The organism is Kitasatospora sp. NPDC054795 (assembly GCF_053611565.1).
In genome coordinates, this window is record NZ_JBSHAP010000083.1 from 14,443 (window position 1) to 40,876 (window position 26,434).

Below are 26,434 nucleotides of genomic sequence, written 5' to 3' on the forward strand. Positions count from 1 at the left end.
GCTAGTGCTGGTAGGCAACGGGCCTCCAGCCGGCAGCGTCGGCCTGCGCGGTACCCGGATCCTCGACGACCGGGGATTGCGTGATCTTCTTCTCGGTCAGGTGCCAGTCGCCTTCGTCCCACACGACAGGGGCGGCGATGGCGAAGACGCCGGTGCCGTGCTGGACTCCGCCGACCGTGGGGGTCTGGGTGGTCAGCAGCCACACGTCGACGGCGTCCGCGCTCACGGCAGTGGCCTGGTAGGCGCGGACTTGGAGGGCGATGAAGTCCGAGCCGGTGCTGCCCCCGGCCGCGGGAAGACCGAGCAGGCGCCGCCAGTCCCGGGCGTCCGCGATCGCCAGCGAGGTCAGTTTGAAGAAGTTCTCGTCGTCCTGGCCGGCCATCACCCTCATCTGCCCGGGCACCGCGTCAGGGCTCAGCAGGTCACGGGCCTCGGTGTAGTGGGCGGCCGCGGACACGGCACCGGCCATGGTGTGGGGGTAGCCGATCGGGATGCCCTTCTCGACCCGGGCGGGCGCGGGCAGCGGCACCGCCTGCACCACCGTGGACGGGCTCGCGGACGGCGGCGCGGCGGCGGCCGAGGCGCTGGCGGGCGCGGCAGTGCCGGCCCGGGGTTCGGGATCGGCCTGCCAGATCAGGACCGCGACCGCGCCCGCGGCGGCGGCCGCCGCCAAGGCCGCCCCGGTGACGAGCGTGCGCAGGGCCCGGCGTCGGCGGAGCTCGACGGAGTCCACTCGTCAGCCCTTCAGGCTCGCGCCGAGCCAGACGATCGGCCACGCCAGTCCGATGATCACAGCCCCGCGGAAGCACTTCGGCATACCCGCCTTGCCCCGCGCACTGATCTCGGGTCGGTCGGACATGGACCCGAAGCTGTCCATCGCGGCGCACGCGCAGAGCGCGGCCACCACGAGAACCAGGCAGATGCCCATGGTCCAGTTGACGATCGTGGTGAGCGCGCTGCCGACCTCCCCGGACGGGATCTCCGGCTTGAAGCCCTTCCCGACGTCGTAGAACGACCCGTTCGGGGCGGTGGTGGGGTCATTGAGCGGCAAGGTGGTCAGCCGGGCTGCCAGCAGCGACATAGAGGTCGTCATGTGAGGGATCCTCCGAAGTGGCGGCCGTCCCGGCCGGGGCCCGCAGCGGGCCCCAGGACCTCTCGGCCGTGGTGATCAGGGTGTCGGCGAGCCCGGTGCCGGCCGCCTCGAACCGGCGGCTGAGCCGGTCGGTCCGCAGGGCGTGCGCCCGCCAGGCCGGGCAGTGCGGCACCCGCACCACCGCACCGACCCGGGGCACGAGCATGGTGGCGACCGCCCGGCACTGCCGCGGCATCCCGCCGGCCATGCCGACCAGCACCAGCACGCACCGCTGAAGCGGAAGGGACGCGGCCTCGGCTGCGGCGATCGCGACGGCGGCCGCCTCCAGGCCCTCCCGCGACGTCGGCGAGCAGATCACCGGCACCGCCCCCTCCAGCAGCATCCACTGGGCGGTGCGCGAGTGGACCCCGGCGTCACCGAGGTCGTCCGCGACGGTCAGCGCCGTGTCCACCACGCTCACCTGCCAGCCGCCGGCTCCTGCCAGAGCCGGCCATGCCGACGGCGCCGAGGGCAGGGCGAGCGGCGGTTCCGACCATGGCCTGCGGTCGGTGAGCACCTGGACCCGGCCGTCGAGGCAGGACGAGGCGGCGGCGCGGACCTGACCGGTGCTTAGTGGCCGGTCGACGGGTACGGAGACGAGCCCGGCGCCGCCGGCCAGCGGCCAGCGGCGCCACGGCGACGACGCGGTCGACGCGCTGTCGAGCACCACCGTCGAGGCGAGCCGGGCCAGTCCGGCCGCGGCAAGCAGGGCCACGGTGCTCCGGCCGCTGCCGGCCGCCGCCCCCAGGACCGGGACGACGAGCCGGGCGCCGACGTGCAGCCCGGCCACGGGCGCGGACCTGCCCACCGATGTTCCCTCCCTCCCACCTGACCGATGTTCAGCGATGCCAGTTCGATGCCAGTTCATGGCCATCGCTGGCCGTAGCCGCACTGTCTAGCACAGTGACGACCAGCTCTGTTTACACTCGGCGATCGACTTGGAGCGGATCGTGACCAGGGGTGCGCCGGTGCCGTACGACACCACCGACTTCGGGGCCGGGGCCGGAATGCGGCCCTGTCTCCGCTGTCTCGACGGCCGGCCGGAGGTGATGCCGGCCGTCGAGGCAGCGGCCCACCTGCGGCGTCGCCGTCCGCGAGTCCTCGCGTCCGGCCGCTCCGGGCACCTGCCCGGTCGGCAGGTCGGCCGACTCCGGCGGTGCGGCAGGCAGCGCCCGAAGCACACGTTCGCCACCGACCGCGCCGGCCTGCCCGGCCGGTCCGTACCTGACACGCCGACGGGTGCCACACGATCGGGGGACCTGGACTGTGCCCAAACGGACGATCCTGCTGGCGGGCGGCGCGGTCGCCGCACCCGCCGGACTGCTCGCCCTGGTGCTGCTGGCGGCCGCCACCGACGTACCCGCCGCAGCGAGCGCCCCGGGGCGCGGACCGTACGGCAGCGCGCTTCGGCCGGGCAGCGTCCCGGCGCCGTACGGTCCGATGATCGAGCGCGCCGCCGGGGCCTGCGACCAGGGCCTGACGTCCCCCAGGCTCGCCGCCCAGCTCCACCGGGAGAGCGGCTTCGACCCCAACGCCCAGAGCCCGGCGGGCGCCCAGGGCATCGCCCAGTTCGTTCCGGACACGTGGCGCACCTGGGGCCGGGACGCCGACGGCAACGGGGTGAGCAGCCCGTTCGATCCGGCCGACGCGATCGACGCCCAGGGACGGATGATGTGCTCGCTGATCCGCCAGGCCCGCGACTCCGGCATCGCCGCCGACCCGTGGCAGCTCGCGCTCGCGGGCTACAACGCGGGCTGGCACGCCGTCCAAGCCGCGCACGGCATCCCGCCCTACCGGGAAACCCAGCAGTACGTCGCCGCCGTCGTTGCCGCGGTCCCGGACTTCACCGCCCCCTCGCCCGCCGGACCGCCGGCCGACGCCGACGCCGCCCTCCCACCGGGATGGGACGTCCCAGCCGGCACCCACCCGCAGGCCGCCGCCGCCATCCACTGGGCCCTCGCCCAACGCGGTGGCTGGTACACCTTCGGCGGGGACTGCACCGACCCGCTCGGCACCGCCCCCTCCCACCGGTGCGACTGCTCCAGCCTCGTCCAGCAGGCCTACGCCCGTGCCGGGATCCGGCTGAGCCGCTCGACGTTCACCCAGGTCGAGGAAGGGCAACCGGTCGACCCGGACAGCGTCCGGCCCGGCGACCTCGTCTTCACCACCGGAACGGACGGCGGTCCGGGCCGCCCCGGCCACGTCGCCCTCTACATCGGCGACGGCCGCCTTCTGGAGGCCCCCCGCACCGGCCTCCAGATCAGGACGGGCAGCTATCAGGCCTGGAGAGCAGCCGGCAGCGGCCCCAACCAGGTCGTCGCCGTCCGCCGGATCGTCACCTGATCCCCCGTCCGGGTGACCGGATCTGTCCATAACCCCCGGGTTATCCACAGGAACCCGCACCACCGGCCCCGGGGACGGTCGGACCCGCCACCCTGACCGCCACGGCAACGACCGACGAAGGAGTCCACCATGACGACCGCCTGGTTCGACCGCATCGCCGCCCGCCTCGCCGAGCCCGACATCCAGGGCCCGCTCTCGGCGGCCTGGTCCCTCGCCCACCAGACCGGGTACTGGGCCCTGGCCGTCACCACCGACACCGGCGGCGACACGCTGGCCGCCTGCAGCACCTTCAACCACGCCATCGAGCTGCGCGGCTTCCTGCCCGAGCCCGACGACGGCGACGACCCCGAAACCGACCTCACCTTCGCCGACGGCCGACGGCTCGCCGAATTCCTGGAGCAGGCGGAGCTTCGGCTTTCGGCAGCGGCCGCCACCGCAGCGACGCCGGACGAGGCCTACACCGCCCTGGTTGCCGTCCGCCTCCTCGGGCACACCGCCGCCACGGTGCGCACCACGCTCCGCCCGGCGCAGACCGCCCGGTGAGCGCCGAGTTCGGCGAGTTCGTCGCCCTCGCGGGCAGCTGCCTCACCGACGCCGACCACCTGCCGATCGAGCGGAGCTCGGAACTCTACCGACGGACCGTCGGCCACCAGGTCGCGGACCTGCTGGACCTCCTCCTCGCCGTGGAGACCCGGTACGCCTGGGAACCGGTGGACACCCTGCCCGACCGGGCGCCCACCGGCCCCGGCCCGGCGACGGCACCGGCCAGTGCCCGCCGGGCCCGGCTGCACGTGGCCCTGGCCGAAGCCGCCCGACAGCTCAGAGCCGCCTACGGCAAGCCGCCGGCCCTCACGGCCCTCCAAGCGTTCCAGGCCCCCCGGTACGTCCCCCATGCCGTCCAGGCCCTGCGCACCGGCCTGGACCTGCTCGCCACCCACACCGATCCCGACGGCCGACCCCTCACCCGCCACGGGCTCGCCCTGGAGAGCACGCAGCTGCGCACCGCCGTCCTGGTCAGGGTCCTCGCTCTCGCCGGAACGGTCGCGGACCTGGTGGGCCGCCTTGGTTCGGCCACGTCCAGCGCGTCCTTCACCGAGCGCATCGGTGCCCTCGGCCGGGTCGTCGACCAGCTGGGAGTGGTGCAGCAGGAGGTCCGGGCGCTCGCCGCCGACCCGGACGTCCGGCTCGGCGCCGTGGCGCTCGACACCGTACGGCCCCGCGCGCTGCCGCAGCCCGACCCGCCCCGCACGGCGGAGACCCCCGCACAGCTCGGTACCGGCGCCGCCGCCTCGGCCGACCGGCTCGCGGACATCAGCTGGCGCGCCGTACAGGCAGGCGACGACTCCCACGCGCACACCGCCTCCGCCATGGGCACAGCAGCCTCCAACGCCTTCGCCGTCTACCAGCTGACCCAGTTGCTGTTCACCCACGCCGCCACCCATGCTCCCGCCACCGTGTCCGCCCACCTCGCCTCCGTCCACGCCGCCGACACCGCCTGGGAAACAGCCGAGCACGCCTGGCGCCGCGTACGCGCCTGCTGGTTCCCCCTGCGCTCCGCTCCCGACAACACCCTCTCCGCCGTCACCGCGGAGTCGCACGCCCTGGTCGACCGGGTGGGCCGGCTCCTCTACGCCGACCCGGCCTGGCGGCTGTCCCACGGCCACGGGGGACCCACCCGTCAGGCCTGCGACATCGCCGCGGCCCTGCCGGTGTGGTGCGACGCCCTGCGCCAGATCTCCGCCCGCCTCCAGCACCTCGCCGAGGACCACGCCGTCCTCGCCGAACGCCTGGCCGAAACCCGGCGGCTGATGATGCGAGCCTCCGGCCCCGGGCACAACCGACTGCCGGCCCGGCCGCTGCCCGCCGACCGGCGCGCCGAACTCGCCGAGGAGTACCGGTCCGCCGGCCGGGCGAGCGCGGCCGCCGAGCGGGCCCTCGCCAATGTGGTTTCGGCGCTCGGAGCCGACCTCGCCGCCCAGCACCTCCAGCACAGGCTCGCCTCTGCCCCCGACCGCCAGGCCGCCGACCGCATCACCCTCAGACGCTCAGCGGCCCGGCTCGCCGCCACCGGACAGAACCCGCAGCCGACCCGGCGTCCACGGCGGGGCGGCCTGGGCCTATGAACTATGGACCCGCCGGGCGGTGCAAGAAGGCGGCGTGGGCCGAGGACTTCGGAGACGGCGGCGAGGCGGCCGATCGGGGAGACGAGGAGGGCGGCGGCATCGCCGACCTGAAGGTCGACCTGCGTCAGCCTCTCCGCCCCGGGCTCTGACCGATGCGGTCACCGGCGAAACCGTCCCCTACGCCCATGCCTGAGGACAGCCCGTACGATGCTGTTGAAGGTTCAGAGCCAGCGTGCTGGGGCGTAGCTGGGAGAGAGAGTCTCTGGGGCGTCGGCCCGGCACCCGCGGGGATCTGGATTCGAACTGAATGGATTGGCGCGCTCTGAGCCGAATCGCAGCAGGTCAGGAAGTGTCGGCCCCGCGCACGCGGGGATAGCTCCTGAGCTGGGGCGGCGGGCTCCTTCCGCCGCTAGTCGGCCCCGCGCACGCGGGGATAGCTCCTCGCCCGACTTGGATGCTCGGAGACCTTCGCTGTCGGCCCCGCGCACGCGGGGATAGCTCCCGGGCGACCGCCAGACCGGAGTGGTGGCCGACGTCGGCCCCGCGCACGCGGGGATAGCTCCCGTCCGGCTCGCCCCCCTCAGCGACCCGACCAGTCGGCCCCGCGCACGCGGGGATAGCTCCGCGCGGGCGTCACCCTCGGACGCGTCGGGGCCGTCGGCCCCGCGCACGCGGGGATAGCTCCAAGTCGGCCGCGGACGTGCACGGCCTTGGCGAGTCGGCCCCGCGCACGCGGGGATAGCTCCTGATGTTCGAACGGTGCGTCAACCCGTCGGTGGTCGGCCCCGCGCACGCGGGGATAGCTCCCGCACGAGCTGTTGCCCGGGGCCCGCAGCGCAGTCGGCCCCGCGCACGCGGGAATAGCTCCCCGGTACACCGGCACCACCACCCTCTATCCCGGTCGGCCCCGCGCACGCGGGGATAGCTCCCCGCTTGTCGGCGCTCTCCTTCTCACCCCGAAGTCGGCCCCGCGCACGCGGGGATAGCTCGAGCGCATGAGCGGCACCGGCAGCATCCCTCACGTCGGCCCCGCGCACGCGGGGATAGCTCCGGGGGACGAGGCCTGCCGGTTCTGGGGCGGTGGTCGGCCCCGCGCACGCGGGGATAGCTCCCGCATCACCGGGCGGCAGTTCGCCGCGATGGAGTCGGCCCCGCGCTCGCGGAGATAGCTCCCGGCTCTGCCCGTTCAGTCGGGGCCTGGCCGCTCCGGTGCGCACCAGCGCGGTCAGCCGCCGCTCTTGCGGCGGAAGTTGCGCTTGCCGCCCGCCGCGGCGTGCGCGCCATGGATCTTCGAATCGCCGTTCGGGCCGCCGGTCGTGCTCCCGCCCTTGGTGCCGTGCTTGCGCTCCAGCGCGGCGAGGAACCGGGCCTTGACGTCGTCCTGGGCGGTGGCCGCGGGGATTCCGGCGTCCGGGTCGGGCTCCGGCCTCTCGGGGTTCTCAGTTGATGCTGCGCCGCTGCTCATGCAGGACCTCCTGGTGGGGTGGTGTGGGTTGATGCCTTCACGGGACACCATGTCATGTCCCAGAACCGGCTCGCCTACCAGGCCGCCCCGACGGCCTCCAGCTGCTCGACCTGCTCGGCGGTGAGCTTGTCCCGGCGGGACTTCTGGGTGTTGAGTCAGCTGCCCGGCGACGTCCACGGTCCCCACCGAGGCGGGTCGGCGGCCCGCCGGTGCGAGAATGGTGCTTGGCCGCTGACCCCACCGCCGTCCCCGCCGCACTGCAGCAGGTGCCGTCACACCGGCGGCCGGACCTCAACCCGGACCTCATGCGTTTCTACGCCGACCACTTCCCCGACCACACCATCGTCCTCTGCTGCTTCGACAACGCTGACGCACAGCGCGCCAAGCCCCTGCTGCTGTGGTACCCGCCGCTCGACCCCGACCGGCTGACCGTGCCCGCGCTGGACTGCCACACGGGAGCAGCCCCAGACCTCGACGCCGCCGTCCCCGTGGATCATTGGGTCCTGTTCTCTACCGACCAGGCTCCCTCCGAGTGGGGCGAACCCGTTGACTACCCCGAGGACATGCGCCACAGCCTGCGTTCCTTCCTGCCCACCGCTGTCGTGGGCCAGCACTACGGCGAAGGAGATGCTCTGCTCAACGGAGACTTCACCATCAGCCACAGCGACCTTCTCGCTGGTGACCTCGACCGCATCGAGCGCTCCCAGCCGACTCGCCGCTGACCCGGCGCAGCAGCCTTCCCCTTCCGCAAGCTCGGTCACACGCGCAGTGGTCGGCGGCTGGCGGCGATCAGGGGGAGCCGTTTGCGCAGCAGCGGGGGCTTTGCTCGGCCGAACATGCTGCGCTTGAGCGCCTTGAGGTCGTTGACGCGGCCCTCGACCGGACCCGGAGGACCAGTCGGTGCTCATGCCGTAGACGACGGCGTCGAGGTCGGAGAGCAGTCCGGTGGCGAAGCCGGCCGGGCCGCATGGTTCGTCCGCGCAGACGTCGGCGATCCAGTGCCCCAGCCGGTCTCCTTCGCGGTTGGACATGATGCCGGCGAAGGTGCGGACGTGGGTTGCGGCGGCCGTGAGTTCGGGTGAGCGGGCCAGCAGGGTCTTGAGCTGTTGCTGGTCGTCCTCACGCAGGTGGTCGGGGTGGCGCATGATCCAGCCGGTGGCCTCGCGGGGAGAGGGCGGCCGGGCGATGGGCGGCGGGCTCCCCGGGGACTGTCGGTCGGGCCGTAGCGGCCGGACGTAGTCACGCAGCGTGCTGTAGCTGCAGCGTGCCCCTCGTTCCTGCAGCTCGCGGTGGAGCCGGGAGACGTTCGTGCAGCCTTCGGCTATGCGCTGGTCGAGGTAGGGCTTGAAGACGTCGAGCTTGCTGGTCCGGTTCTGCCACTGGCCGTGCAGCATCGCCTCCGGGCTGGCCGCGCGGGCGTACTCGCGAACGGTGTTGCGTCCGAGGCCGAGGCGTCGGGCGATCTCGCGCAGGCTCAGGCCCTGCTAGACCTGGGCGCGGACGGCCGCGTGAGTACCGCGGAGCCGGTCGAGGAACTTCCCCTGCGGGTAGGGCTCGGACGGCTCTGCGGCAGCCTCGAATGCCTCGGCCGATGCGGGCTTTGGTCCCGGCGGCTCGGGCTCAGGCGCGGGTTCGACAAGGTCGCGGAGCAGGGCGCGATGGCAGGAGACGAGGCGTTCAACAGCCTCGCCGAGGTTGTACCAGACGTGCCATTTGTCCGCGCAGTGCTGGGCGTTCGGGGCGCCGGCGCGGGCGCCGTCCGCGAAGACCTGCGCGCGGTCGCGGCAGACGATCTCGACGCCGGGGTGCCCGCGCAGCCATGCCGCAACACTGTCCGCGTCGCGGTCGGGCAGCAGGTCAAGGGGCTGGTGGGTCTCGCAGTCGACCAGAAGGGTGCCGTAGCGGCGGCCCTTCCTGGTGGCGAACTCGTCGATGCCGAGCACGCGCGGGGTCGCCCAGGCAGGGTCCGGCAGTGCCATGACCAGGCGCAGGACGGTCATCCGGCTGATCACGATGCCGAGCAGCCAGGACGACGCCGAGGGCGCCGAGCACCCGCTGAAGGTCCGGCGTCCGTCGGCCGTAGCGGCAGGTCAGCCCCTCAATCTGCTCGGCGAAGGTGACCCGCGGGCAGTCCCCGTTGTCGCAGAACAGCCGACGCACCGACAGTTCGATCACCACGCCCCGCCTGCCACACGGCGCGTCGGCCAGGCGCCGTCCATACCTGCTGTGCACCCGACCTGACGCAGTCCGGCAGCCCGGACACGACACCGGCACGTCCTCCAGCGTCGACGCCTCGATCACCACGCGTCCGTCCCGCACATCCATGCACCCGACCCGCACCCCTGCGAGATGCGGAAGCAGAAGAAGCATCTCCTCACACGCGGCCAGGCGAGGATCTTCTCGGTACTCATGCCGATGTCGTTGACGAAGCGGGCGAGAACGTCCTCGGCCTGGCGGTCGGAGAGGTAGGCCGGGGAGACCTCCAAGGCGAGGACACCGATCCGGTGCCGGGCCGCGCGGTCCTGGGCGACCAGGTCGCGGCCGGCACTGACGTGGCGGCGCCAGGCCTCGGGGGTGATGCCGTCCGGGGCGGGGCCGGCCTCCAGCTCGACGGCCGGGACGTCGGGGCGGGCGCGGACTTCGGCGACCGCGGCGGTGACGATCCCGCGGACCAGCTCGGCCGGGAGCATGGTGCCGCCGGCGTCCTGGTGGGCGCCGGTGAGACGTTCGGCGATCAGGTCGGTGAGCTCGCTGACCCGGCCCCTGAGGTCGACGACTGCGCGCACCGGCAGGACCAGGTCGGTGCTGTCCCACGCGTGGGACACCCCGCGCCGGGGTGATCAGGCGGCGCTGCGACGCGAATGCGTGCGGCGGGGACGCTGTGAGCGCTGGGCAGTCGTGGCGCCGCCCCTCTCGCTGACGGACCCGCAGAAATTCGCCCCCGGGCACCGTGAGCCGTTGCGGCAGCGGCCTCGCCGTCACTGTGCGGGTAGCGGGTACCCGCCTTGTGTCAAGGGTTGGAGAACGGCGTGGACGGATGTCATTGCCCGGTCACCTTCGCACCAGGCCGTAGCCGTCGGCTGGGCAAGGTCCGTACGCCGTACTCGTGGCCGGCGGTGAGTGGCCCTGCTTTCTGCCGGTCAGATTCCGATCGTCAAGGTGGTCTGCGAGGTGGCCGAGGGGACTCCGGTGGTGGCGCAGAGCAGGGGGTCGAGGACGGGGACGATGGTGAGTTCCTGAGCGGTGAGGCCGCTGAAGCGGCCGGACGTGATGGTTCCGCTGCGAAGTGAGGCGCTCTGGCCGCCCACACGGACCAGAACGGTGGTGTAGCTGAAGGTGCTGGTCTCGCTGTCGTCCCAGGTGTAGACCCGGGTTCCGCTCTGGGTGCCGACCGTGGAGTTGCAGGACTGGGCCGGAGTCTGGAACTGCTCGTGGTACGAGGCGCCGGTGAGTGTGGCGCCGATCGCCGTACAAGTCCCCAGCGGAGCCTCGGAGCCGAGCTTGCCGTCGGCGGTGATCTGCAGCGGCTGCGGGGTGTCGGTCACCGGCGGGGAGTAGGTGATCGTGGACTGCCCGGTGCAGGTGACGGACACGAGGGTGGCGGGCTCGGCGCCGGCGGCCGCCGGCCACGCGGCGAGCGTCAGCGCGACGGCGACGGACCCGAGAACGCGGGGGAACCCGGACGAACGCGAAGAGGACATCGATGCTCCTGGGATGCGAGGGAACTGATCCCCGACCTTGGCGAGATCTGTGCGCGGGCCCGCGGCCGACCGGGTCGGAGGTCGGCGTCGAACTCCGGCCGACGGGCGGCGGAGCCCACATGCCACACACTGTGGACCGACCGGTCCCCGGCCGCAAGGGCGCACCGCAGCAGTGACGGGCGTCCGGACGACGCGTCGCTCCGAGCTGCAGGAAGGCTGCCAGGCGAGCTTGACCGTTTGCCAGGTGAGCTTGACCGATCGGGGCCGACTCGACCCCGCCTCTGGGACGTACCCGGGTCCGGCCAACACCCCAGGCGACGTCGAGCAGGTCAGGCTTGGGCGCGATCTACGATGATCGGGTGGCAGACGAGACTGGCATCCCTAACCTGACGGCGACCGGCACGACGGGCAAGGCGGCCGGCGTGACGGCGGGCGGGCCGGGCGGCGCGGCGGCGATCGAGCGGATCGTGGTGGCCACGCCGGTGGGCAATGCGCGGATCAGCTGGCACCGGTCGGTCGGCCCGGCCCGCGCGGTGCTTGGCCTCGGGCACGGCACCGGGCGCGGGATCGAGGCGCCGGACTTGGCCGCGCTGGCCGCCGCACTGCCCGCGTACGGGATCACCGTGGCTCTGGTCGAGCAGCCCTGGAAGGTGGCCGGCGAGAAGGAGGCACCCGCTTCGGAGATGCTGGACGCGGGCTGGGTGCCTGTTGCCGAGCGGCTGGCCGCCGAGGGCGTGCCGCTGGTGGTGGGCGGGCGCAGCGCCGGGGCCAGGGTGGCCTGCCGGACCGGTGCGGCGAGCGGCGCGGTGGCCGTGCTGGCGATGGCCTTCCCTCTGCACCCGCCGGGCCGGCCGGAGGATTCGCGGGCTGCGGAACTGCTCGGCAGCGGGCTGCCGACGCTGGTCGTCCAGGGCGGGATGGACCCGTACGGCGGGCCGGAGGAGTTCCCCGTGCTGCCGGCGGGCTGGCGGCTGACCGAGGTGTCGGCGGTGGACCATGTCTTCGCGGTGCCCGAGTCGACGCCAGTGCCGGCAGCCGAGACGCTGGCACTGATCACCGGGACGGTCACGGCCTGGCTGGCGGACGTGGTGCTCTAGCCTCCGCTTTTCAGGTGGGCTCGGCTGAACTGGGTTTATCGCGTTGGTGCGGTGTTGCCGGCCGTGTGCGGTCGCGAGCCGTGCCGAGGACCCGATGCGGTGGCCGGTGTCTCCAAAAATTCTCGGGTCGCGGGCGGGCAGGGGCGGCTTCCTGGTTCAGGTGACGGGCCGGGGCAGGGCCTGCAGCCGGGCGAACGCAGTCGCGAGGTCGTGGCGCCAGGGCCAGGTGGCGGCGATCCGGAGGTGCAGGCGGCGGCGCCGCGGGTGATGCGGCGGCGTGCAGCAGCCGGTGGCGGAGCTTCTTCGGTTCTGCGGTGGCCAACTCTCCGTCCAGTAGTAGGGATTGGGTCCAGGCGAGCAGGTCGATGGCGGCCAGGGAGAGCTCCAGCCAGGCGGCGTTGATCTGGAAGTGGCAGGAGGGGAACCGGCCGAAGCCGGTGGTCTTGCCGCAGCGGATGCGGTCCTCGACGCGGGCGTGCGCGCGGTGGCGGACCTCCAGCAGTTGCTGGGAGCCCTGGCCGTAGGGGGTGTCGGTGAGGAAGACCTGGTGGCGCATGCCCTCGTCCGGATCGAATAGAGACAGCTGGGCGCCGGGGTGCGGGCGTTCGCGGTGGACGAGGATCCGGGTGCCCTCGGGCAGGCCCGGAAGATCGACCAGGCCGGTCAGCTCGGCGACCTGGGCGCCTTCACGCGGGGAGCCGTCCTGTTCGAGGGCCGGGTGCCAGACCTTGTCAGGCAGTTGGCGTATCGCCCGGCGAACGGGTTCGACGGGCCGATTGCTCTGACCGACTCGACGTTCAGCAGCGCGAACTGAGGGAACAGGACGGCGAGAAGATCAGCAACAGGCACCCGACATGATCGCCAACCGGCAGGATCCGCGGGCGGCTTTCACGGAACTCGCGCCGGAGGCAGATCCCACTGTCCCTTGACACACGATCTGGCCACGCATCCGCTGCGGTGACTCACACTCTGCTGTGGAGGTGGTCGACTGCCACCCGGGCAGCGGCTCCGATGGACGCGTCGACCGCAGGAAGGCGGTCCTCGAGGGAATGGGCGCGGGTGAACACCGCGACCGCGAACCGGCGACCGTCCCCCGAGGTCACCACTCCCGCTTCGTTGCGGACGCCGGGCAGCGTCCCGGTCTTCGCCGCGATCCGCACTCCGGACGGGAATCCGGACGACAGCCGGTGCGGCCAGACCTGCTGGGCCATGGTCATGCGGACCCGCTCGCAGGCTTCGGGTTCGCCCGCCTGATCGGTCCAGATCGCATCGAGCAGCGCAGTCATCTCGCGCGGCGTCGAGGAAGTCGTGCGTTCCGGGTCGCGCAACGAGAGCTTCAGCATCTGCTCCGGCGTGGCCTCGCCCAGCAGCGCTTCGAGGTCGGAGTCCGCGTTCCCGCCGAGGTCTGCCACGACGGATGCGAACAGGTCCTCGCAGCAACCGATCAGCCGGGTGCGGGCCAGTCCGAGGTCGGCCAGAACCCGGTCCACCGCTTCCTGGCCCACGCGGCGGAACACCAGGTCGGTCGCGGCGTTGTCGCTCATCGTGAGCATGAAGTGCGCAAGGTCGCGCCAACTCATCTCGACGTTGTCGGCGCAGCCCGCGGTGCCGATACCGCCGATCCGGTATCGCGCGGTCACCAGCGTCCGCTCCGTCTCGTCGAGCCGTCCCGCCACGACTTCGCGAGCGTAGGCGACGGCCACCGGTATCTTGAACACCGACGCCAGCACCACCGGGTCGTCGCCGCCCACGGACACGTCTGGTCCGTCCGGCACGCCGACCTCGCGAGCGTGCAGGAACCCTTCCGTGCCGGCTTCGGCGAAGACGGCTTCGATCTGTTCGCGGATCCCGCTCATCAGGACACGCGTCGGTCGGCGCGCCCGGTGTGGAGGAACCGGGCACGGCCGGTGCAGTCGTCGCCGACGAACGCGTGCGCCCGGTAGAGACCCGGGAAGTCCGGGGTGATGGCGACGAACGTGTCGTCGAGGTAGGGCAGCAGTTCATGCTTCGCCGGGGGCGCACCGCCGAGGTCGGCGAAGATCCCCTTCGGGGTGCGCTCGATCCACAGCGTGCCGTCCTCCGCCGTGACGACGTTGTCGGCGACCATCGACGAGTACTCGCCCACGTACCGGGACAGGTCGGCCCGGGCGGCCGCGGGGTTCGGCCGCGGCAGTGGCGGGATCCTCACGTCGGCGAGTTCGGCGAGCAGCCTTCCAAGGACCTGGTGGTAGACGTGCACCGGCTGTCCGCCGTTGGTCAGCAACGCGACCGCGACGTTTCGCTCCGGCACCACGCGCAGGAAGGCCGACTGGCCGATCGTGCCGCCGTCGTGGCCGATCACCTCGCCGCCCTCCCAACCGAAGAGCATCCAACCGACACCCCAGCGGCCGGCCATGATTCCGAGCGTGGGCACCTCCACCTGCGCCTCGCGCATCACGGCCACCGACTCCGGCGACAGCACCCGGCCGCCGTCGTCGGCCTTGCCGTCGTTCAGGTGCATTCGGGCGAAGGCCAGAAGGTCCCGCGGGCGCATCGCGAGCATCGAACCGGCCGGGGCGTTCGAGGGGGTGAGTGCCCAGATCGGCGCGGGCACCGGCTCCTCGCCCGGCTTCGGGACGATGTGGCCGACCGCGGCGCGGTAGCGGATCGCGTCGTAAGGACCAGTCGCGGCGTGGGTCAGGCCGAGCGGCACGAAGAGGTGGTCGCGCACGCAGTCGTCCCAGCACTTGCCGCGCAGCACCTCGATGATGCGGCCGAGCACGCAGTAGCCGGCGTTGTTGTACGAGAACCGCTCGCCCGGCGGAAACAGCTGCGGCACGTCGGACAGCGTCGCGATGAGCTTCTCCACCGCATCGGCGCCGCGCCCGGTGTCGGTGAAGACGTCGCCCTCGAAGCCGGCCGTGTGACAGGTCAGCTGCCGGACGGTGATCGCGGCCGCGGCCGTTTCGTCGCCGAGCGCGAACTCCGGCAGGTAGTCGCGCACCGGCCGGTCGAGGTCGAGGCGGCCCTCGTCGACCAGTTGCATGATCAGGGTGGTCGTCCACACCTTGGTGATCGACCCGATCTGGAACAGCGAGTCCACGGTGGACTCCACCCCGGTGGCCTTGTTCAGGACGCCCGCCGCGTGGTCGATCACCTCGCCGTCGGCGAGCACCGCGATCGCGGCGCCAGGAACCTGATGCTCGGCCAACAGAGCGGCGAAGTTCTCCTGGAGCCAAGTCTGGATCTCATGAATTTTCGACATGTGCACCTTCCGTCCCCGTGAGGATGGTCCGACGTTTCCGGAATGCTAGGTCGGTGGCCCGCGTCACTTGTTCGTCCGGACCGAGGAGAGCGCGGGGAAAGTTCCTCCGCCCGGACGAATCAGACAGTGCACAGCGGTTTCACCGCCGTCGCCACGGCGAAACCGATGAATGCGGGGCGCTCGGTCACCGGGAACGGGCGTCCTCGGCACGGGTGGACACGCCGACCGAGTACTGGCCTCCGTCCCGGTACTCGCCCACGCCGACCTCATTGCGCACGGCAAGCAGCGCGCCGGCCTCACCGCTGGTCGCCGTCGGGGAACCCGGAGCGCAATCGGTGTGGCCGGCCCGTGTGCCCGGATCTCGTGGACGTCCGGCAGTTCCGCATCGACGAGAGCGTCGGGTTCAGCTGGCCAGGGCTTCGACCGGGCCGGCCGGGTCGGGGTACTTGGCCACCGGCGGCCGCCCGGTACCGCCGGCACAGGTTGGCGAAGGAAGCTGCAACGTTCGGAGGGTTGGAGCAACCGGCCCTGTCAGGCCTCTTCAACCGGGAGGGCTTTTCCCGTCCGAGCCAGCAAGTGCAGTTGGACCATCGCCGCGAACCGGTCTCCCGGGTCGTCGAGATCGATTGCGCCGACCTCCGCGACCCGGCGCAACCGGTACCGGAATGTGCTCGGGTGCACGTACGCGGCGGTCGACGCGACGCCGATGTCGCCGAAGGAGTCGAGCCAGCACCGCAGCGTGTGCACGAGCTGCGACTGGTGCTTCGTGTCGTAGGCCAGCAGCCGCGCGATCGGCCCGGTCGCGACATCCCCGCGTGCCGCGGAGAGGTCCGCCAGTTCGAGCAGCAGCGCTTCGATGTGCGCGTCCTCGGCGGTGATCATTCGCTTGGTGCCGCCGTTGGTGAGCAACACGCGCAACGCGCGGTCGGCCCCGTCGCGGGACGCACGCAGGCCCGAGCCGTCGAGCGCGAGCGGTCCGACACCGATCGCGGCGGCGGCCCCACGGCCGGTGCGTTCCAGGAAGGTCGACGCGACGCGTGCCGAGCGTTCTCGCCAGTCGCCCTGGTTCCCGGGCACCGGGACGATGCCGTACGCGACATCGCCGACCAGCGCTACCGCCGACCGGGGCTGGATGGCGCTGAGGTGCATGGCGAACGCGTCGGCGACTCGCTGGCGCTCCGCGACGAGCCGGAGGTCGTCGTCGGGGACCTCATGGAGTCCCATGGCGAGCACGACGGTGGGCTGCCCCAGTAGTCCAAGGCGTGCGATGGCTTCCGGCGCGCTGGAGCCTCCTTCGAGCGCGGTGCTGACCAGATCGGCCCGCAACCGGCGCTCGACATCGGCACCTGCGCGCAGCCGAAGCATGTGCAGCGCAACGATCTTCGAGGCGTCGACCAGTGCGGAGGTGCGTTCTTCGCTGAGCTCACTGTCGACTGCGGCCCAGATCGAGCCGAGGATCTCGTCGCCGGCTCGGACCGCGACCGCGACCCTGGGCATCGCGATGTTCTCGTCGTAGCCGTCCGGGTAGACGTAGACCGGCCGGTGGTCCCGGTAGAGGCGTTCGAAAACGCCTTCCTTCTCCAGCTGGCGGGTGAAGCGTTCGGGCACCTGGCGGCCGAGTATCGTTTCGACGCGGGAAGGATCGGCCTCGTCCTGGCGGCCGGAGAACGCGAGCACGCGCGAGTCGCGGTCCTCGATGGTGACCGGCGCGTCCAGCAGTGCGGCGACCGCGTTGGCGAGCGCGAACAAGTCGCCGGACGGCATCCCGCCGAGCGACTGCGGGGAGACATCGCCGACGTCGCCCTCGGCGAGCAACGTGCGGAGCATCGCGGCGAGCTGCGCCCACGACGCTCCGCCGGCCAGCCCGAGCAGCGCGACCCCGGTGGAGTCGGCCGCCCGGACCAGCTCCTTCGACGTGGGGACCGGCGACCGCACGACCAGCGCGGCGCCCCCGCGTTCGCCGACGGTGTGCAGCAGCTTCGCGATCTCGTCGGTTTCGCGCAGGCCGACCCCGAGGACGACCGCCTTGGCCGGGAACTCGGTGTCGTCGTGCGGATCGTGGATCACCACGCCGCCGAGCAGACGCCGGGTGTCCCGGCCGACGGCGACCGGCTCTAGGAGGACGTCCCCGAGGGCTTCGAGGACGCGTCCCAAACTCGTGTGCGGCTTGTTCGGCACGGGTGTCAGCACTCCCCGAGGGTAGATCCAGCCACGGTCCAACCGGATGGTTCGATCGGGCCAATCTATCCCCGGAATTCGTGCCGGGTTACGAAACGATCCACGCCTTCGCAGTGGTCACCTCGTCGAGCAGCTCCGGAATCGGCGTCACGCCGAGGCCCGGACCGGTCGGCACCGGCAGGTGCCCGTCGGACAGCACGAACGGCTCGGTGATGTCGCTCCGGTAGAACCGGTCGGACGCGGAGGTGTCCCCGGGAAGCGTGAAGCCCGGCAGCGAGGCCAGCGCGACGTTCGCCGCCCGGCCGAGGCCGGTTTCGATCATTCCGCCGCACCACACCGGAACCGCGTGCGCCGCACACACGTCGTGCACCCGTCGCGCTTCGAGGTAACCGCCGACCCTACCGGGCTTGATGTTCACGATCTGGACCGCGCCGAGCCTGATCGCGTCCGCCGCCGCGCGCGCCGACACGATCGATTCGTCCAGGCATATGGGCGTCTTGATCCGGCGCGCCAATTCGGCGTGGCCGAGGATGTCCTCCTCCTCCAGTGGCTGCTCGATCAGCAACAGGCCGAACGGATCGAGGCGGGCCAGATGCGGCGCATCGCCCAGGGTGTAGGCGGTGTTGGCGTCCACCTGCAGCAACACGTCGTCGCCGAAGCGTTCACGGACCGCGCGCACCGGCTCGACGTCCCAGCCCGGTTCGATCTTCAGCTTGATCCGCACATAGCCGTCGTCCAGGTACCCGCCCACCACGTCGAGCAACTGCGGGATCGTGTTCATGATCCCGACCGAGACGCCGCACGGCACGGTGTCCCGCACCGACCCCAGCTCGGCCGCGAAGGAGCGCTCGCTCGCGCGGAGTTCGGCGTCGAGCACCGCCATCTCCAGCGCGCCCTTCGCCATCCGGTGGCCCTTGAACTTGGCCAGCAGCGGCGTCACCTTCGCCGCCGTGACGTCCTCCGCGGCCAGCAGCGCCGGGATGAGGTACTGGCGCAGCACGTGCTCGGCGCCGTCGTTGTACTCCGGCGAGTACAACGGGCCGGGCATCGTCACGCACTCGCCCCAGCCCTCGCTCGTCGGTGTCACCGCCCGCAGCAGCAGAAGCTCGCGTACGGACTGGGTGCCGAACGAAGTCCGGAACGGGGCGACGAGTGGCATCTGCACCCGGCGCAGTTCCACACCGCTGAGTTTCACTGCTCCTCCTTGGAGATCACGTAAAAACCGGCCCGGTCGAAGCCGGTCACCCGGCCCCCGGAGGACATCAGTCCGCCGAGCGTTTCGCGTAGCGCGGCCCGCCACGCAGCCGCTTTGCCGGGGTCGGTGCCGCGCAAGCCCTCGATGTCGGCAGGGACGGCGACAACCACCACCGGGGCATCCGCCGAGCCCGCCGCCGGGCCGCCGTCGGCGTCCACCAGGAGCGCGACAGCAGCGCCGCGGTCGAGCAGGGTCCTCGTATCGGTCCGGACGGGCTCACCGAACGCGGCGGCCCGCACTGCCGTGCCGGCCAGGTCCCAGGACACCATCAGCCGATCGGTGTCGCCCGAACCGTTGATGCCGTCCTTCATCGGCCCGTAGAAGTCGGGCAGGTACTGCACAGGCAGCGCGCCGAGTTTGCCGAGGTTGAAATAGGCATTGCGGCGCACCAGCGGATCGAACGTCCACTTGACGGCCGAAACACCTTGCGTCAATGCCCAGCCGCGCTGGTGCATTTTCAGCGCATACCCGACTCCACGTCCTGCGCCGGCCCCGGCAACTCCTGCTATGTGACTGTGCAGACTGCCCTTTCCGGGACTTTCGAAAAACCCGACGCACGCGCCGAGCAGCTCGCCGCCGGAAAACGCGCCGGCCACGTAGTTCCCCGCCGCCGACAGCGCGCGCAGCAGCTCCGTGGTCACCGGCCGAGTGCCCGGCGCCGACCGCCAGATCCTCTCGAAAAGCACTCCGACCGCGGCCAGTTCGGCGATCTCGTCGATCTCCCGCACCTCGACCCCTGACGCGGTGGCCGCCGCCCGCGCGGTCGCGACCGCCTCAGCACGGGTTTCCGGTGTGACCGGCCGTTGTGGATTCATCGAAAGACTCGTCACGGGATACTCCTTTCTCGGCTGCCCCGGAGGGTCGCCGTCGGGATCGACCAGAAGAGTCCACCGCATTCTTCGGAATCGACGGACCCCCCTTCGCCAACACGTTTTCCACCAGCGCGAACAGCAATGTGGTCCGCCAGGGCAGTTCTTCGACCAGGACATGTTCGTGATCCGCGTGTGCCCCGCCGCCGACCGCTCCGAGACCGTCGAGAGTCGGAACTCCCAGCCCCGCGGTGTAGTTGCCGTCCGAAGCGCCGCCGACGGTCGCCTCGGTCAACTTCGGCAGCCCTGTTTCCGCGGACAGTTCCCGCGCCAGCCCGAACAAGGCGGCCGAAGAAGCAGCATCCAGCGGTGGACGGTTGACCCCGCCGCTGATCCGCACCTGTACGCCCGCCAGCACCGGTTGCAGTGCCCGCACCGCCCGGTCGACGCGGAGCTGCTCGTCCTCGTCCCACACCCGCACGTCGACCTCGACCACGGCCGTCGCCGGCACGGTGTTGGTCGTCGTGCCGGCCGCCAGCAGTGTCGGCACCACGCTGGTCCCGCGCTCCGGATCGGCGAGCGCGGCGACCGCGAGCACCTGGTGGGCGATCTCGATCCCGGCGTTGATCCCCTTGTCCGGTTCGAGACCGGCGTGCGCGGCGCGGCCGGTCACGTCGATCCGGTACTGGGAAACGCCTTTGCGTCGGGTCTTGAGCGCGCCGCCGTCCGCCGAAGCCTCCAGCACGAACGCTGCCTCGCAGCCGCGGGCCTCCGCCTCGATCAGCCCTCGCGACGACGGCGAGCCCAGCTCCTCGTCACCAGTGATCAAAATGGACAATCCGGCCCGGCTCGGCAATGCAGCGGCCGCATGAAGCGCCATCACGACGCCCGCCTTCATGTCGAAGCAGCCCGGCCCCCGCAAGACCCCGTCGGCCACGGAGAAAGGGTGCGTTTCCAGGGAACCCACCGGCCAGACCGTGTCGTGGTGGCCGAGCAGCAGCACGCGCGCCGGGCCGTCGCCGAACCGCCAGCGCAGATGCGTCCGGCCATCGAGGACGATCCGCTCCGGCTCCACGCCGAGCAACTTCTTGCCGAGGTCCGAGAGCACCTCGGCGCTGCGCGCCACCGCGTCGAGGTCGGATGACGGGGACTCGCAGCACACCAGTGTCTCGATGTCGGTGAGCAGAGCCTCCAAGCTGAATTCCACTAGCGTGGTTCCCCCCGCAGCGGCCGGCCGGGGTACGCGTCGGTGAGCAGCCGCCCGTCGCGGACCACCTGGGTACCCGCGACGAACAGGTGCCGGACGCCGACCGCGGTCCGGGTCGAATCGAAGTACGTGGCCGTGTCGGTGATGGTGGCGGGGTCGAGGACGACGATGTCCGCGTCCGCGCCGACATTCAGCCTGCCCTTGGTCCGCGCGCCGGGTGCGACCTGATCAAGCACCCGCGCGGGCAGGTAGGAGCAGCGCCGGAACGCCTCCAACCAAGTCCAGACCCCGGCCTCGCGCACCATCAACCGCAGCGACTTGGAGAACGTGCCCGCCGTGCGCGGGTGCGTCACACCGCCAGGGGGCAGCGGCCATTCGGTGGATTCGTTGCCGCCGCCGTGCCAGTACACCGGCATGGCGTCGCTCGCGACGATCGAATCCGGGAAAGCGAGCGTCCGGTGCAGCAGGTCCCGGTCCTTCGGGTTCTCCTCGTCGAGGAACTCGAGGATGCACGGCGCACCCGGGTCCTCGGCGCGGACCTGCAGCAGCCGGGCCTCGTCGGCGATCCGCTCGCCGGTCTCCAGCATCAGCACGCGCGTCGGGCCGAGACCCTTCATCCTGAGCCGCTCGGGCGAAAGGAACGCCGCGCCGATGCCGGTGCTGCCCGCACCGTAGGGATAGGCCTCGACCGTCACCCGCGAGCCGGCCGAACGGGCCGACTCCAGCGCGGCGAGCACCCGGTCGACGTGCCGTCCGGACGTGCTGTTGACGTGACAGTGATGCATCGCGGCACCGGTCTCGGCCGCGGCGATCGCAATCTCCTGCGTCCCGTCGACCGGCGTGGCCGGGTCCATCTCGACCAGCTCGCGAACGTGCGTGTACACGGGCGCCTCGGCCAGCTTGGCCAGCTTTGCCAACGCCAGGAACTCGGCCGGATCACTGGCCGGGGCGTACCCGAGCAGTACACCGACGCCGAGCGCGCCCGCCGCCAGCTCACCCTCCACGAGGGACAGCCAGGCGGCCAGTTCGGTCCGCGATGAGGACCGCTGCCAGGCCGGATCGCCGAGCACGGAAAGCCCGGTGTTGATGTTCGCGTCCGGCTCGACACCGGCGAGCACCTTGGCCCGCGCCGAGCCCCAGGAAGCCGAGAAGCCGTAGTGAAGCGGGCGTCCCGCCGCGGCCGCCTCGGCATAGGCCCGTTCGACGGGCATCAGCCCGGCTTCCAGATCGAGCGCCGTCGTGACACCGTCCATCGCCTGCAGCCGCTGGCCCGCGATGGAGTGCACGTGGCTGTGCAGATCGATGAACCCGGGCCCGACGATGTACCCGCCGACATCGATTTCGACCTGGTCGTCGGATGCCGGCAGCCCTGGTCCGACGGCGATGACCTCGCCGTCGGAGATCAGCACGTCAGCCGTGCCGTCAAAGCCCGTAGCCGGGTCTATGACGCGACCGCCCCGCAACAGTGTCCGCATGGTTCGCCTCCTAGCGTCGCTGCTGGCGACCCTAGGAGGTTTGCCGTACGGTCCGTTCGTCCGGCGTGACGAATCCGGCGCGCCGGATCCACGCGAATGCACGAACCCACGTGGAGTGCGCGTTCTGGGTGGAGACCGCTGAAGGTCTCACGAGCGAGGATGCCGCGGCGGCGTGCGGCGTGTCCGGCCTTAGCGGTGGCCGTCGTGCCGGCTCGCGCTCCTGCGCTCCCGCCACCACGCCACGACTTGCGTCTTCGAATTGAAGGCGGTCGTCATCGCGCGTTCGGTTGCCGAGCCGCGGCGCGGTAGCAGCCCGAGCTGCCGGGCCCACTGCGCGCCGTCGAAGGCTATCCGGTCCTTCCGGATCCGACCGTCGTCGATGTCCAAGAAGTCGATGCCCCGGATGTCGAATGTGCGTCCGTTCGGTTTGAAGCCCTGGAACGGCTTGCCGTCGAACGTGCCACGGATCCGCCACTCGACGGCTGCGTGCCGATCGTCCCCCGTCACCGCCTCCGCGGCGAACGAGAGGTCCGGCAGAGCGCCTCGGAGTTCCTCGAAGAACGTGCGGACCGCGACTCGCCCGTGCTGCTGCCCGAAGGGCATGACGTCGAAGACGGCGTCGTCGTGGACCAGCTCGCTGTACCGGTCCAGATCACCGGCGCTGAGGGCGTCCGCCGCACCGCGTGCGACGTCCACGGGTGCGAGGGGCGGGGTGGGCGCGTTCATGACCGGCCTCCCGGCGGTGGTCGGCGGTGGTCGGCGGTGGTCCGTCGTCGGATCCCGGAGCTCCTACCAGCCTCGCGCGGTACCCACGACGGTGCCATTCGGGCGAGGGGATCCGACGCGGATCGCCGCTATCGGCAGGAGTGATCGGCAGGTCCCCTCCCCGGCAGTCTGACCGATCCGGGCGAGGGCTGCCGAGGCCCGGACGAGCGGGCACTCGGCGGCCCGCACGGTTCGGGTGGCGACACGGGGGACACCCGCCCCCGGCCGGCGGCGGGACCGGCTTCCCGGGGCGGCGCGACGGTCTCGGTGCAGCCGCCCTGCGGTTCCTCGTCCCATGGAAGAGCGGCTCGCACCGCACGCCCGCATGAGAGCCGTTACGGTCTGCTGCGCGACGAGGGGCATGCCGAGATCGTGCCGAAAGGGCCTCCTGGATCCTCCGTCGGCGTCGTCGCCCTTCGAGCTGCCAGGAGGCCCTTCTCGTGCATCGGGATCGGACCGGCACTTACTTCTTCGGGGTGAAGATGAGCAGCCGGTCCAGGAGGAGCGAGGAGAGGGCGGGGCGGGTGAGGGTTTCGGGTTGCATGTAGGCGCGGGCCACGGTGCGGAGGGTGCCCATGTCGACGGGGCGGTCGGTCCCGTACTGGGCGCAGAAGTCGGCCCCTGCGGATGGGAGCGCGGTCACGTGTGGTCCGGAGGGTCCGGTGGCTCCGGCGCGGCTGAAGGTCCAGGCGTAGAGCTTGTCCGCGTCGGGCTGGTCGGCGATGAAGTCGTTCGCGCTGCCCTGCATGTCGACGTTGCTCACCGCGGCGACGGCCACGGCTTCCTTGGCGCCGGCGTTGAGGGTGACGCTGGAGTAGCTCGCTTGCCGGGTGGCCACGTGGTTCGTTCCGTAGGTGACCACGAAGGAGCCGTCCGGGAGGGAGAAGTTGTGACTGATCGGGTCGTCGGCGTCGTTGGACAGGCCGTCCACGCCCGTGGTCGGAGGATCGGTCAGCAGGTTGTCCTGAAGGCCCGGGTTCGATTCCTCGAAGCCGCGTTCGACCACGTCGTCGTGGGCCTCGTAGCCCGGGCGGGCGTCGATGATCCGCTGACGCAGGAGTTGGAGAGCCGCCTGTCGGACACTTTTCCAGCGGGCGCAGGGCCGCCCGTACCACCCCGCAATGACTTTCTATAACAGCCACAGACCCCAGCCACCCACTCAGCCGGCGCCGCGCGCGCCCCTCACGTACACGTGGAAACGGCGGTTCGGAAGGCTGGCCAAGGTAGTTGGTGACGTTAGGGCTGTTATAGAAAGTCAATCCTGATGGCACGAAGAGACAAGTGCACCACCCCCGTCTACTCTGTCACCATCCCGGGCATGCGCCTGAACCCCGGCCAACTCCACCTGCCGACCCTCATGCTCGACAACCGGCACCGCTTGTGCGCCGTGTTCCTGATCTTGTCCTGCTTCCGCCCGCTCCCGGTGATCCCCGCCTTCACCGCCTCGTAGCGCGAGTGACACATGAGGCAGACCGTGTAGTGCTCGCGGTACGGCACCTCCCACCGCCGCGTGTACTCGCCGGTGCCAGGGTCCTCCCACCCGATGCTTCCGGACCGAGTCTTCGCCTCCGGACGCCACACGACCACCCCGGCTCCAACTCCCCCCAAGCCATCAAGCTCCATCCCGCCAACCTACGACCCGCCTCCGACAGGCCTGTGACACCCTGGTCCCATGCGCACCCCAGTCGGCGAGCCCACCCCCGAGCACGAGCTCCCAGTCCTCCACCTCGATCCCGAGCAGGTACTCGCCGACTGGCTGACGACAACCCCGCTCGGTGACAGTGCCCAGCTGAACTACCCGCGCGAGGTCATGCGCTGGATCGGTTACATCGGTCCCCGGGTCTGGACCGCCGGCGGCCGCGACGTCAAGAACTGGACCGCGGGAGCGGACAATGCCCGCACCCGCGCCTTCCTCGTGAGCGCGCTGCGCGGCTTCTACCAGCACGCCCAGCGGTTCGACCCCGGCATCGTCAACCCCGCCCCCAAGACTCTGCGCCCCTCCGTCGCCGACCTCCCCGGCCGGCCCGCCCTGACCCGCGCCGAGTCCACCCTCTACGTCTCCGCCCTCGACCGGTACGACGGGCTGATGCCCCACCGCGCCCGCGCGCTCGGCTACCTCGTCCTCGGCCGCGGCCTGCGCGCCCACCAGGCCGTCGCCCTCGACGTCACCGACATCACGCGCGAGCAGCACCGCACCACCGCCCGCGTCACCCTCAAGGGCGGCGGCACCGAGTTCCAGGAACTCCCCCCGCCCGTCGCCCTCGCCGTCGAGGACTACATCCCCCGCCGCCGCACCGCCGCGCCCCACAGCAGCCCCGAGGCCGGCCCGCTGCTCACCAGCGGCCGCGGCCGCCGACTCGACCCCGCGCCCAGCGTCCGCGACCTCCTGCGCACCGTCGCCTCCACCCACCCCCAACTCACCCACCTCGCCGACACCCTCACCGCGGACGGCCTCGCCGCCAGCCCCAATCCCTTCCTCGGCTGAACCATCCGGAGCCGGGCCCGCTCACCTCCGTGTGCGGCCCCGGTTCGGGATCGCGGGCACCAGGGAGACGAAGTCGGGCGCGAGGTCGGCGACGGCCGGTCACCAAGGTGGCGGCCGAACACCCTCAGGCCCCGTGGGGCGTTCCCCAGCTCCTCCTCGCCACCGCTGAGGACCCTGGTCGCCGTGGCGGAGCTGGTGGGATCGAGGGAGCTGGGCACCAGGGCCCTGGCCGCGTCCACCGCCCGCACCACCGACCCCAGCCCGCGGGTGGACGCCTCCTCGTCCACCCGGCCCTCGGCCACCCGCCAGGCCCGCATCAGCAGTCCGCGGACGAGGTCCGCCCGCACGGCCTGGACCGAGAACCCCGGCCGCGCGCGGGCGGCGTACCGGGCGACCGCGAGCCGGTCGGCCAGGGTCTCCCCGGCCAGCAGCCGGGCCACCACCCGATCGTCACGAAGGTCCACCGGCGGGCGGAACACCCGGTGTGCGGGCAGGCCGCCGGCTTTGGCGAGCCGCTCGTCCAAGGGCCGGCCGTCGTCGGCGCGCCGGGAGTGTTCCTGACAGTCACCGCCGGGCCCAGCGGCGACGATCCACCGGTTCAGAGGTTCGGCTGAAGGTGCCGTCCGGGGAGGGAGCGGTCTCGCGCGAGCACCCCGCAGTGATCGAAGCCGCCCGGGGGCGACGACTACGTGATCTCCGACGAGGACGTGAACTACGCGGCCAGCCGCGCGTTCGAACGCCTCACGGGTGACGCTGATGCCTTTCACGAGGCGTGGAAGCGCCATTGGGCCGGGCGGGACCTGGATTCGGCGCTGGAGTTCGACATGGGCGAGGACTTCGACTTCGACGGTGCTGACGAGGTGCGCTGTCGCCTTCCCCGCCTGGCTGCCCTCTAGGGCACGTATTCGGTCGTGATCAATGGGTTCGGGTGAGGTCCTTGATCCAGATCATCGCGCCACGGAGGTGGAGGCCTGCGAGGTAGCTTTCCGGGCTCTTGTCATACCGGGTCGCGATGCCTCGCCAGGCCTTCAGCTTGTTGATAAGGCGCTCGACGGTGTTCCGCTCCTTGTAGAGCTCGGCGTCGTGGCTGACAGGCCGGCCGCCCCGGCTGCCTTTCTTCTTCCGGTTGGCGCTCTGGTCCCTCTTCTCCGGGAT

25 protein-coding genes, 3 pseudogenes and 1 CRISPR repeat array are annotated in these 26,434 nt (G+C 71.7%); of the genes and pseudogenes, 8 read left to right on the top strand and 20 right to left on the bottom strand.

Annotated features, from left to right (window positions below; all coding sequences use genetic code 11):
• Window position 1: 1 nt before the first annotated feature.
• The 3 genes from ACWGJO_RS26820 to ACWGJO_RS26830 are packed head-to-tail and all read right to left on the bottom strand — an operon-like array spanning window position 2 to window position 1,940.
• Window positions 2-733 carry a hypothetical protein gene (locus tag ACWGJO_RS26820; RefSeq protein WP_452187543.1) on the bottom strand — a complete coding sequence of 244 codons (732 nt, stop codon included), beginning with the start codon at window positions 731-733 and terminating at the stop codon, window positions 2-4.
• A 3-nt stretch (window positions 734-736) separates the two neighbouring features.
• The gene (locus ACWGJO_RS26825; protein WP_331768759.1) at window positions 737-1,093 is read right to left on the bottom strand and encodes a hypothetical protein; all 357 of its coding nucleotides are present in this window, start codon (window positions 1,091-1,093) and stop codon (window positions 737-739) included.
• A complete protein-coding gene (locus tag ACWGJO_RS26830; protein WP_452187545.1) occupies window positions 1,038-1,940 on the bottom strand; it encodes a hypothetical protein in 903 nt (300 codons plus the stop codon). The genes ACWGJO_RS26825 and ACWGJO_RS26830 overlap by 56 nt, the downstream gene beginning before the upstream one ends.
• Before the next feature lie 458 nt (window positions 1,941-2,398).
• Between ACWGJO_RS26830 and ACWGJO_RS26835 the strand changes: the two genes are divergently transcribed.
• From ACWGJO_RS26835 to ACWGJO_RS26850, 4 genes are all read left to right on the top strand, one after another.
• Window positions 2,399-3,475: a C40 family peptidase gene (locus ACWGJO_RS26835; RefSeq protein ID WP_452187546.1), complete on the top strand. Its 1,077-nt coding sequence runs from the start codon at window positions 2,399-2,401 to the stop codon at window positions 3,473-3,475.
• 129 nt (window positions 3,476-3,604) lie between these two features.
• The gene (locus tag ACWGJO_RS26840) at window positions 3,605-4,018 is read left to right on the top strand and encodes a hypothetical protein (RefSeq protein ID WP_452187548.1); all 414 of its coding nucleotides are present in this window, start codon (window positions 3,605-3,607) and stop codon (window positions 4,016-4,018) included.
• Complete coding sequence (locus ACWGJO_RS26845) at window positions 4,015-5,598, top strand: hypothetical protein (protein WP_452187550.1); 1,584 nt, start codon at window positions 4,015-4,017, stop codon at window positions 5,596-5,598. Before ACWGJO_RS26840 ends, ACWGJO_RS26845 begins: the two co-directional genes overlap by 4 nt.
• Window positions 5,595-5,747 (top strand): hypothetical protein, encoded by a 153-nt coding sequence (locus ACWGJO_RS26850; RefSeq protein WP_452187552.1) that lies wholly within the window; start codon window positions 5,595-5,597, stop codon window positions 5,745-5,747. Before ACWGJO_RS26845 ends, ACWGJO_RS26850 begins: the two co-directional genes overlap by 4 nt.
• A gap of 202 nt (window positions 5,748-5,949) precedes the next feature.
• Window positions 5,950-6,771: direct repeats of the CRISPR family, unit length 29 nt; unit sequence GTCGGCCCCGCGCACGCGGGGATAGCTCC.
• Window positions 6,772-6,823: 52 nt separating this feature from the next.
• Here ACWGJO_RS26850 and ACWGJO_RS26855 read toward each other — a convergent pair.
• The 6 genes and pseudogenes from ACWGJO_RS26855 to ACWGJO_RS26880 all read right to left on the bottom strand — a co-directional run bounded on the left by ACWGJO_RS26855 (window position 6,824) and on the right by ACWGJO_RS26880 (window position 10,764).
• Window positions 6,824-7,063, bottom strand: coding sequence for a DUF5302 domain-containing protein (locus ACWGJO_RS26855; RefSeq protein WP_452187553.1), 240 nt, complete (start codon window positions 7,061-7,063; stop codon window positions 6,824-6,826).
• A 272-nt stretch (window positions 7,064-7,335) separates the two neighbouring features.
• Window positions 7,336-8,457: a hypothetical protein gene (locus ACWGJO_RS26860; RefSeq protein ID WP_452187555.1), complete on the bottom strand. Its 1,122-nt coding sequence runs from the start codon at window positions 8,455-8,457 to the stop codon at window positions 7,336-7,338.
• A 90-nt stretch (window positions 8,458-8,547) separates the two neighbouring features.
• The gene (locus tag ACWGJO_RS26865; protein WP_452187557.1) at window positions 8,548-9,063 is read right to left on the bottom strand and encodes an ISL3 family transposase; all 516 of its coding nucleotides are present in this window, start codon (window positions 9,061-9,063) and stop codon (window positions 8,548-8,550) included.
• A gap of 148 nt (window positions 9,064-9,211) precedes the next feature.
• Window positions 9,212-9,433 (bottom strand): annotated as a pseudogene (locus ACWGJO_RS26870) (transposase family protein); the annotation flags it as partial.
• Window positions 9,361-9,888 (bottom strand): hypothetical protein, encoded by a 528-nt coding sequence (locus ACWGJO_RS26875; protein ID WP_452187584.1) that lies wholly within the window; start codon window positions 9,886-9,888, stop codon window positions 9,361-9,363. The gene ACWGJO_RS26875 and the pseudogene ACWGJO_RS26870, both read right to left, overlap by 73 nt.
• Before the next feature lie 315 nt (window positions 9,889-10,203).
• Window positions 10,204-10,764, bottom strand: a complete 561-nt coding sequence (locus tag ACWGJO_RS26880; protein ID WP_452187559.1) for a hypothetical protein — start codon at window positions 10,762-10,764, stop codon at window positions 10,204-10,206.
• 455 nt (window positions 10,765-11,219) lie between these two features.
• On the opposite strand from ACWGJO_RS26880, the gene ACWGJO_RS26885 reads away from it, so the two are divergent.
• Window positions 11,220-11,861 (top strand): alpha/beta hydrolase family protein, encoded by a 642-nt coding sequence (locus ACWGJO_RS26885; RefSeq protein ID WP_452187582.1) that lies wholly within the window; start codon window positions 11,220-11,222, stop codon window positions 11,859-11,861.
• Between the two features lie 156 nt (window positions 11,862-12,017).
• Here ACWGJO_RS26885 and ACWGJO_RS26890 read toward each other — a convergent pair.
• From ACWGJO_RS26890 to ACWGJO_RS26935, 10 genes and pseudogenes are all read right to left on the bottom strand, one after another.
• Window positions 12,018-12,627, bottom strand: a pseudogene (locus ACWGJO_RS26890) (transposase); the annotation flags it as partial.
• A 196-nt stretch (window positions 12,628-12,823) separates the two neighbouring features.
• Window positions 12,824-13,717 carry a serine hydrolase gene (locus ACWGJO_RS26895; protein ID WP_452187561.1) on the bottom strand — a complete coding sequence of 298 codons (894 nt, stop codon included), beginning with the start codon at window positions 13,715-13,717 and terminating at the stop codon, window positions 12,824-12,826.
• On the bottom strand, window positions 13,717-15,105 hold the full coding sequence (locus ACWGJO_RS26900; protein ID WP_452187562.1) for a serine hydrolase domain-containing protein: 1,389 nt from the start codon (window positions 15,103-15,105) through the stop codon (window positions 13,717-13,719). The genes ACWGJO_RS26895 and ACWGJO_RS26900 overlap by 1 nt, the downstream gene beginning before the upstream one ends.
• 531 nt (window positions 15,106-15,636) lie before the next feature.
• The gene (locus tag ACWGJO_RS26905) at window positions 15,637-17,295 is read right to left on the bottom strand and encodes a PucR family transcriptional regulator (RefSeq protein WP_452187564.1); all 1,659 of its coding nucleotides are present in this window, start codon (window positions 17,293-17,295) and stop codon (window positions 15,637-15,639) included.
• A gap of 76 nt (window positions 17,296-17,371) precedes the next feature.
• On the bottom strand, window positions 17,372-18,478 hold the full coding sequence (gene menC, locus ACWGJO_RS26910) for an o-succinylbenzoate synthase (protein ID WP_452187566.1): 1,107 nt from the start codon (window positions 18,476-18,478) through the stop codon (window positions 17,372-17,374).
• Entirely contained in the window at window positions 18,475-19,368 is an 894-nt protein-coding gene (locus tag ACWGJO_RS26915; protein WP_452187568.1) for a GNAT family N-acetyltransferase, read from the bottom strand. The genes menC and ACWGJO_RS26915 overlap by 4 nt, the downstream gene beginning before the upstream one ends.
• Complete coding sequence (locus ACWGJO_RS26920) at window positions 19,313-20,554, bottom strand: M20 family metallopeptidase (protein WP_452187570.1); 1,242 nt, start codon at window positions 20,552-20,554, stop codon at window positions 19,313-19,315. The genes ACWGJO_RS26915 and ACWGJO_RS26920 overlap by 56 nt, the downstream gene beginning before the upstream one ends.
• On the bottom strand, window positions 20,554-22,029 hold the full coding sequence (locus ACWGJO_RS26925) for an amidohydrolase family protein (RefSeq protein ID WP_452187571.1): 1,476 nt from the start codon (window positions 22,027-22,029) through the stop codon (window positions 20,554-20,556). Before ACWGJO_RS26925 ends, ACWGJO_RS26920 begins: the two co-directional genes overlap by 1 nt.
• Before the next feature lie 189 nt (window positions 22,030-22,218).
• Window positions 22,219-22,755 carry an ester cyclase gene (locus ACWGJO_RS26930; RefSeq protein ID WP_452187573.1) on the bottom strand — a complete coding sequence of 179 codons (537 nt, stop codon included), beginning with the start codon at window positions 22,753-22,755 and terminating at the stop codon, window positions 22,219-22,221.
• Between the two features lie 502 nt (window positions 22,756-23,257).
• Entirely contained in the window at window positions 23,258-23,800 is a 543-nt protein-coding gene (locus ACWGJO_RS26935) for a hypothetical protein (protein ID WP_452187575.1), read from the bottom strand.
• A 312-nt stretch (window positions 23,801-24,112) separates the two neighbouring features.
• On the opposite strand from ACWGJO_RS26935, the gene ACWGJO_RS26940 reads away from it, so the two are divergent.
• The 3 genes from ACWGJO_RS26940 to ACWGJO_RS26950 all read left to right on the top strand — a co-directional run bounded on the left by ACWGJO_RS26940 (window position 24,113) and on the right by ACWGJO_RS26950 (window position 26,175).
• Window positions 24,113-24,244: a hypothetical protein gene (locus ACWGJO_RS26940; RefSeq protein WP_452187577.1), complete on the top strand. Its 132-nt coding sequence runs from the start codon at window positions 24,113-24,115 to the stop codon at window positions 24,242-24,244.
• Between the two features lie 222 nt (window positions 24,245-24,466).
• Window positions 24,467-25,279, top strand: a complete 813-nt coding sequence (locus ACWGJO_RS26945) for a hypothetical protein (RefSeq protein WP_452187579.1) — start codon at window positions 24,467-24,469, stop codon at window positions 25,277-25,279.
• A gap of 689 nt (window positions 25,280-25,968) precedes the next feature.
• Window positions 25,969-26,175 carry a hypothetical protein gene (locus ACWGJO_RS26950; protein ID WP_452187581.1) on the top strand — a complete coding sequence of 69 codons (207 nt, stop codon included), beginning with the start codon at window positions 25,969-25,971 and terminating at the stop codon, window positions 26,173-26,175.
• Between the two features lie 19 nt (window positions 26,176-26,194).
• Here ACWGJO_RS26950 and ACWGJO_RS26955 read toward each other — a convergent pair.
• Window positions 26,195-26,434, bottom strand: a pseudogene (locus tag ACWGJO_RS26955) (IS5/IS1182 family transposase); the annotation flags it as partial.

What these genes read in the sequence shown, in the direction of transcription:
- ACWGJO_RS26825 (WP_331768759.1), bottom strand. Translation starts at nt 1,093, where the DNA reads ATGACGACCTCTATGTCGCTGCTGGCAGCCCGGCTGACCACCTTGCCG.
- ACWGJO_RS26840 (WP_452187548.1), top strand. Translation starts at nt 3,605, where the DNA reads ATGACGACCGCCTGGTTCGACCGCATCGCCGCCCGCCTCGCCGAGCCC.
- ACWGJO_RS26850 (WP_452187552.1), top strand. Translation starts at nt 5,595, where the DNA reads ATGAACTATGGACCCGCCGGGCGGTGCAAGAAGGCGGCGTGGGCCGAG.
- ACWGJO_RS26855 (WP_452187553.1), bottom strand. Translation starts at nt 7,063, where the DNA reads ATGAGCAGCGGCGCAGCATCAACTGAGAACCCCGAGAGGCCGGAGCCC.
- ACWGJO_RS26860 (WP_452187555.1), bottom strand. Translation starts at nt 8,457, where the DNA reads ATGCTGCACGGCCAGTGGCAGAACCGGACCAGCAAGCTCGACGTCTTC.
- ACWGJO_RS26865 (WP_452187557.1), bottom strand. Translation starts at nt 9,063, where the DNA reads ATGACCGTCCTGCGCCTGGTCATGGCACTGCCGGACCCTGCCTGGGCG.
- ACWGJO_RS26880 (WP_452187559.1), bottom strand. Translation starts at nt 10,764, where the DNA reads ATGTCCTCTTCGCGTTCGTCCGGGTTCCCCCGCGTTCTCGGGTCCGTC.
- ACWGJO_RS26895 (WP_452187561.1), bottom strand. Translation starts at nt 13,717, where the DNA reads ATGAGCGGGATCCGCGAACAGATCGAAGCCGTCTTCGCCGAAGCCGGC.
- ACWGJO_RS26900 (WP_452187562.1), bottom strand. Translation starts at nt 15,105, where the DNA reads ATGTCGAAAATTCATGAGATCCAGACTTGGCTCCAGGAGAACTTCGCC.
- ACWGJO_RS26925 (WP_452187571.1), bottom strand. Translation starts at nt 22,029, where the DNA reads ATGCGGACACTGTTGCGGGGCGGTCGCGTCATAGACCCGGCTACGGGC.
- ACWGJO_RS26930 (WP_452187573.1), bottom strand. Translation starts at nt 22,755, where the DNA reads ATGAACGCGCCCACCCCGCCCCTCGCACCCGTGGACGTCGCACGCGGT.
- ACWGJO_RS26940 (WP_452187577.1), top strand. Translation starts at nt 24,113, where the DNA reads ATGCGCCTGAACCCCGGCCAACTCCACCTGCCGACCCTCATGCTCGAC.
- ACWGJO_RS26945 (WP_452187579.1), top strand. Translation starts at nt 24,467, where the DNA reads ATGCGCACCCCAGTCGGCGAGCCCACCCCCGAGCACGAGCTCCCAGTC.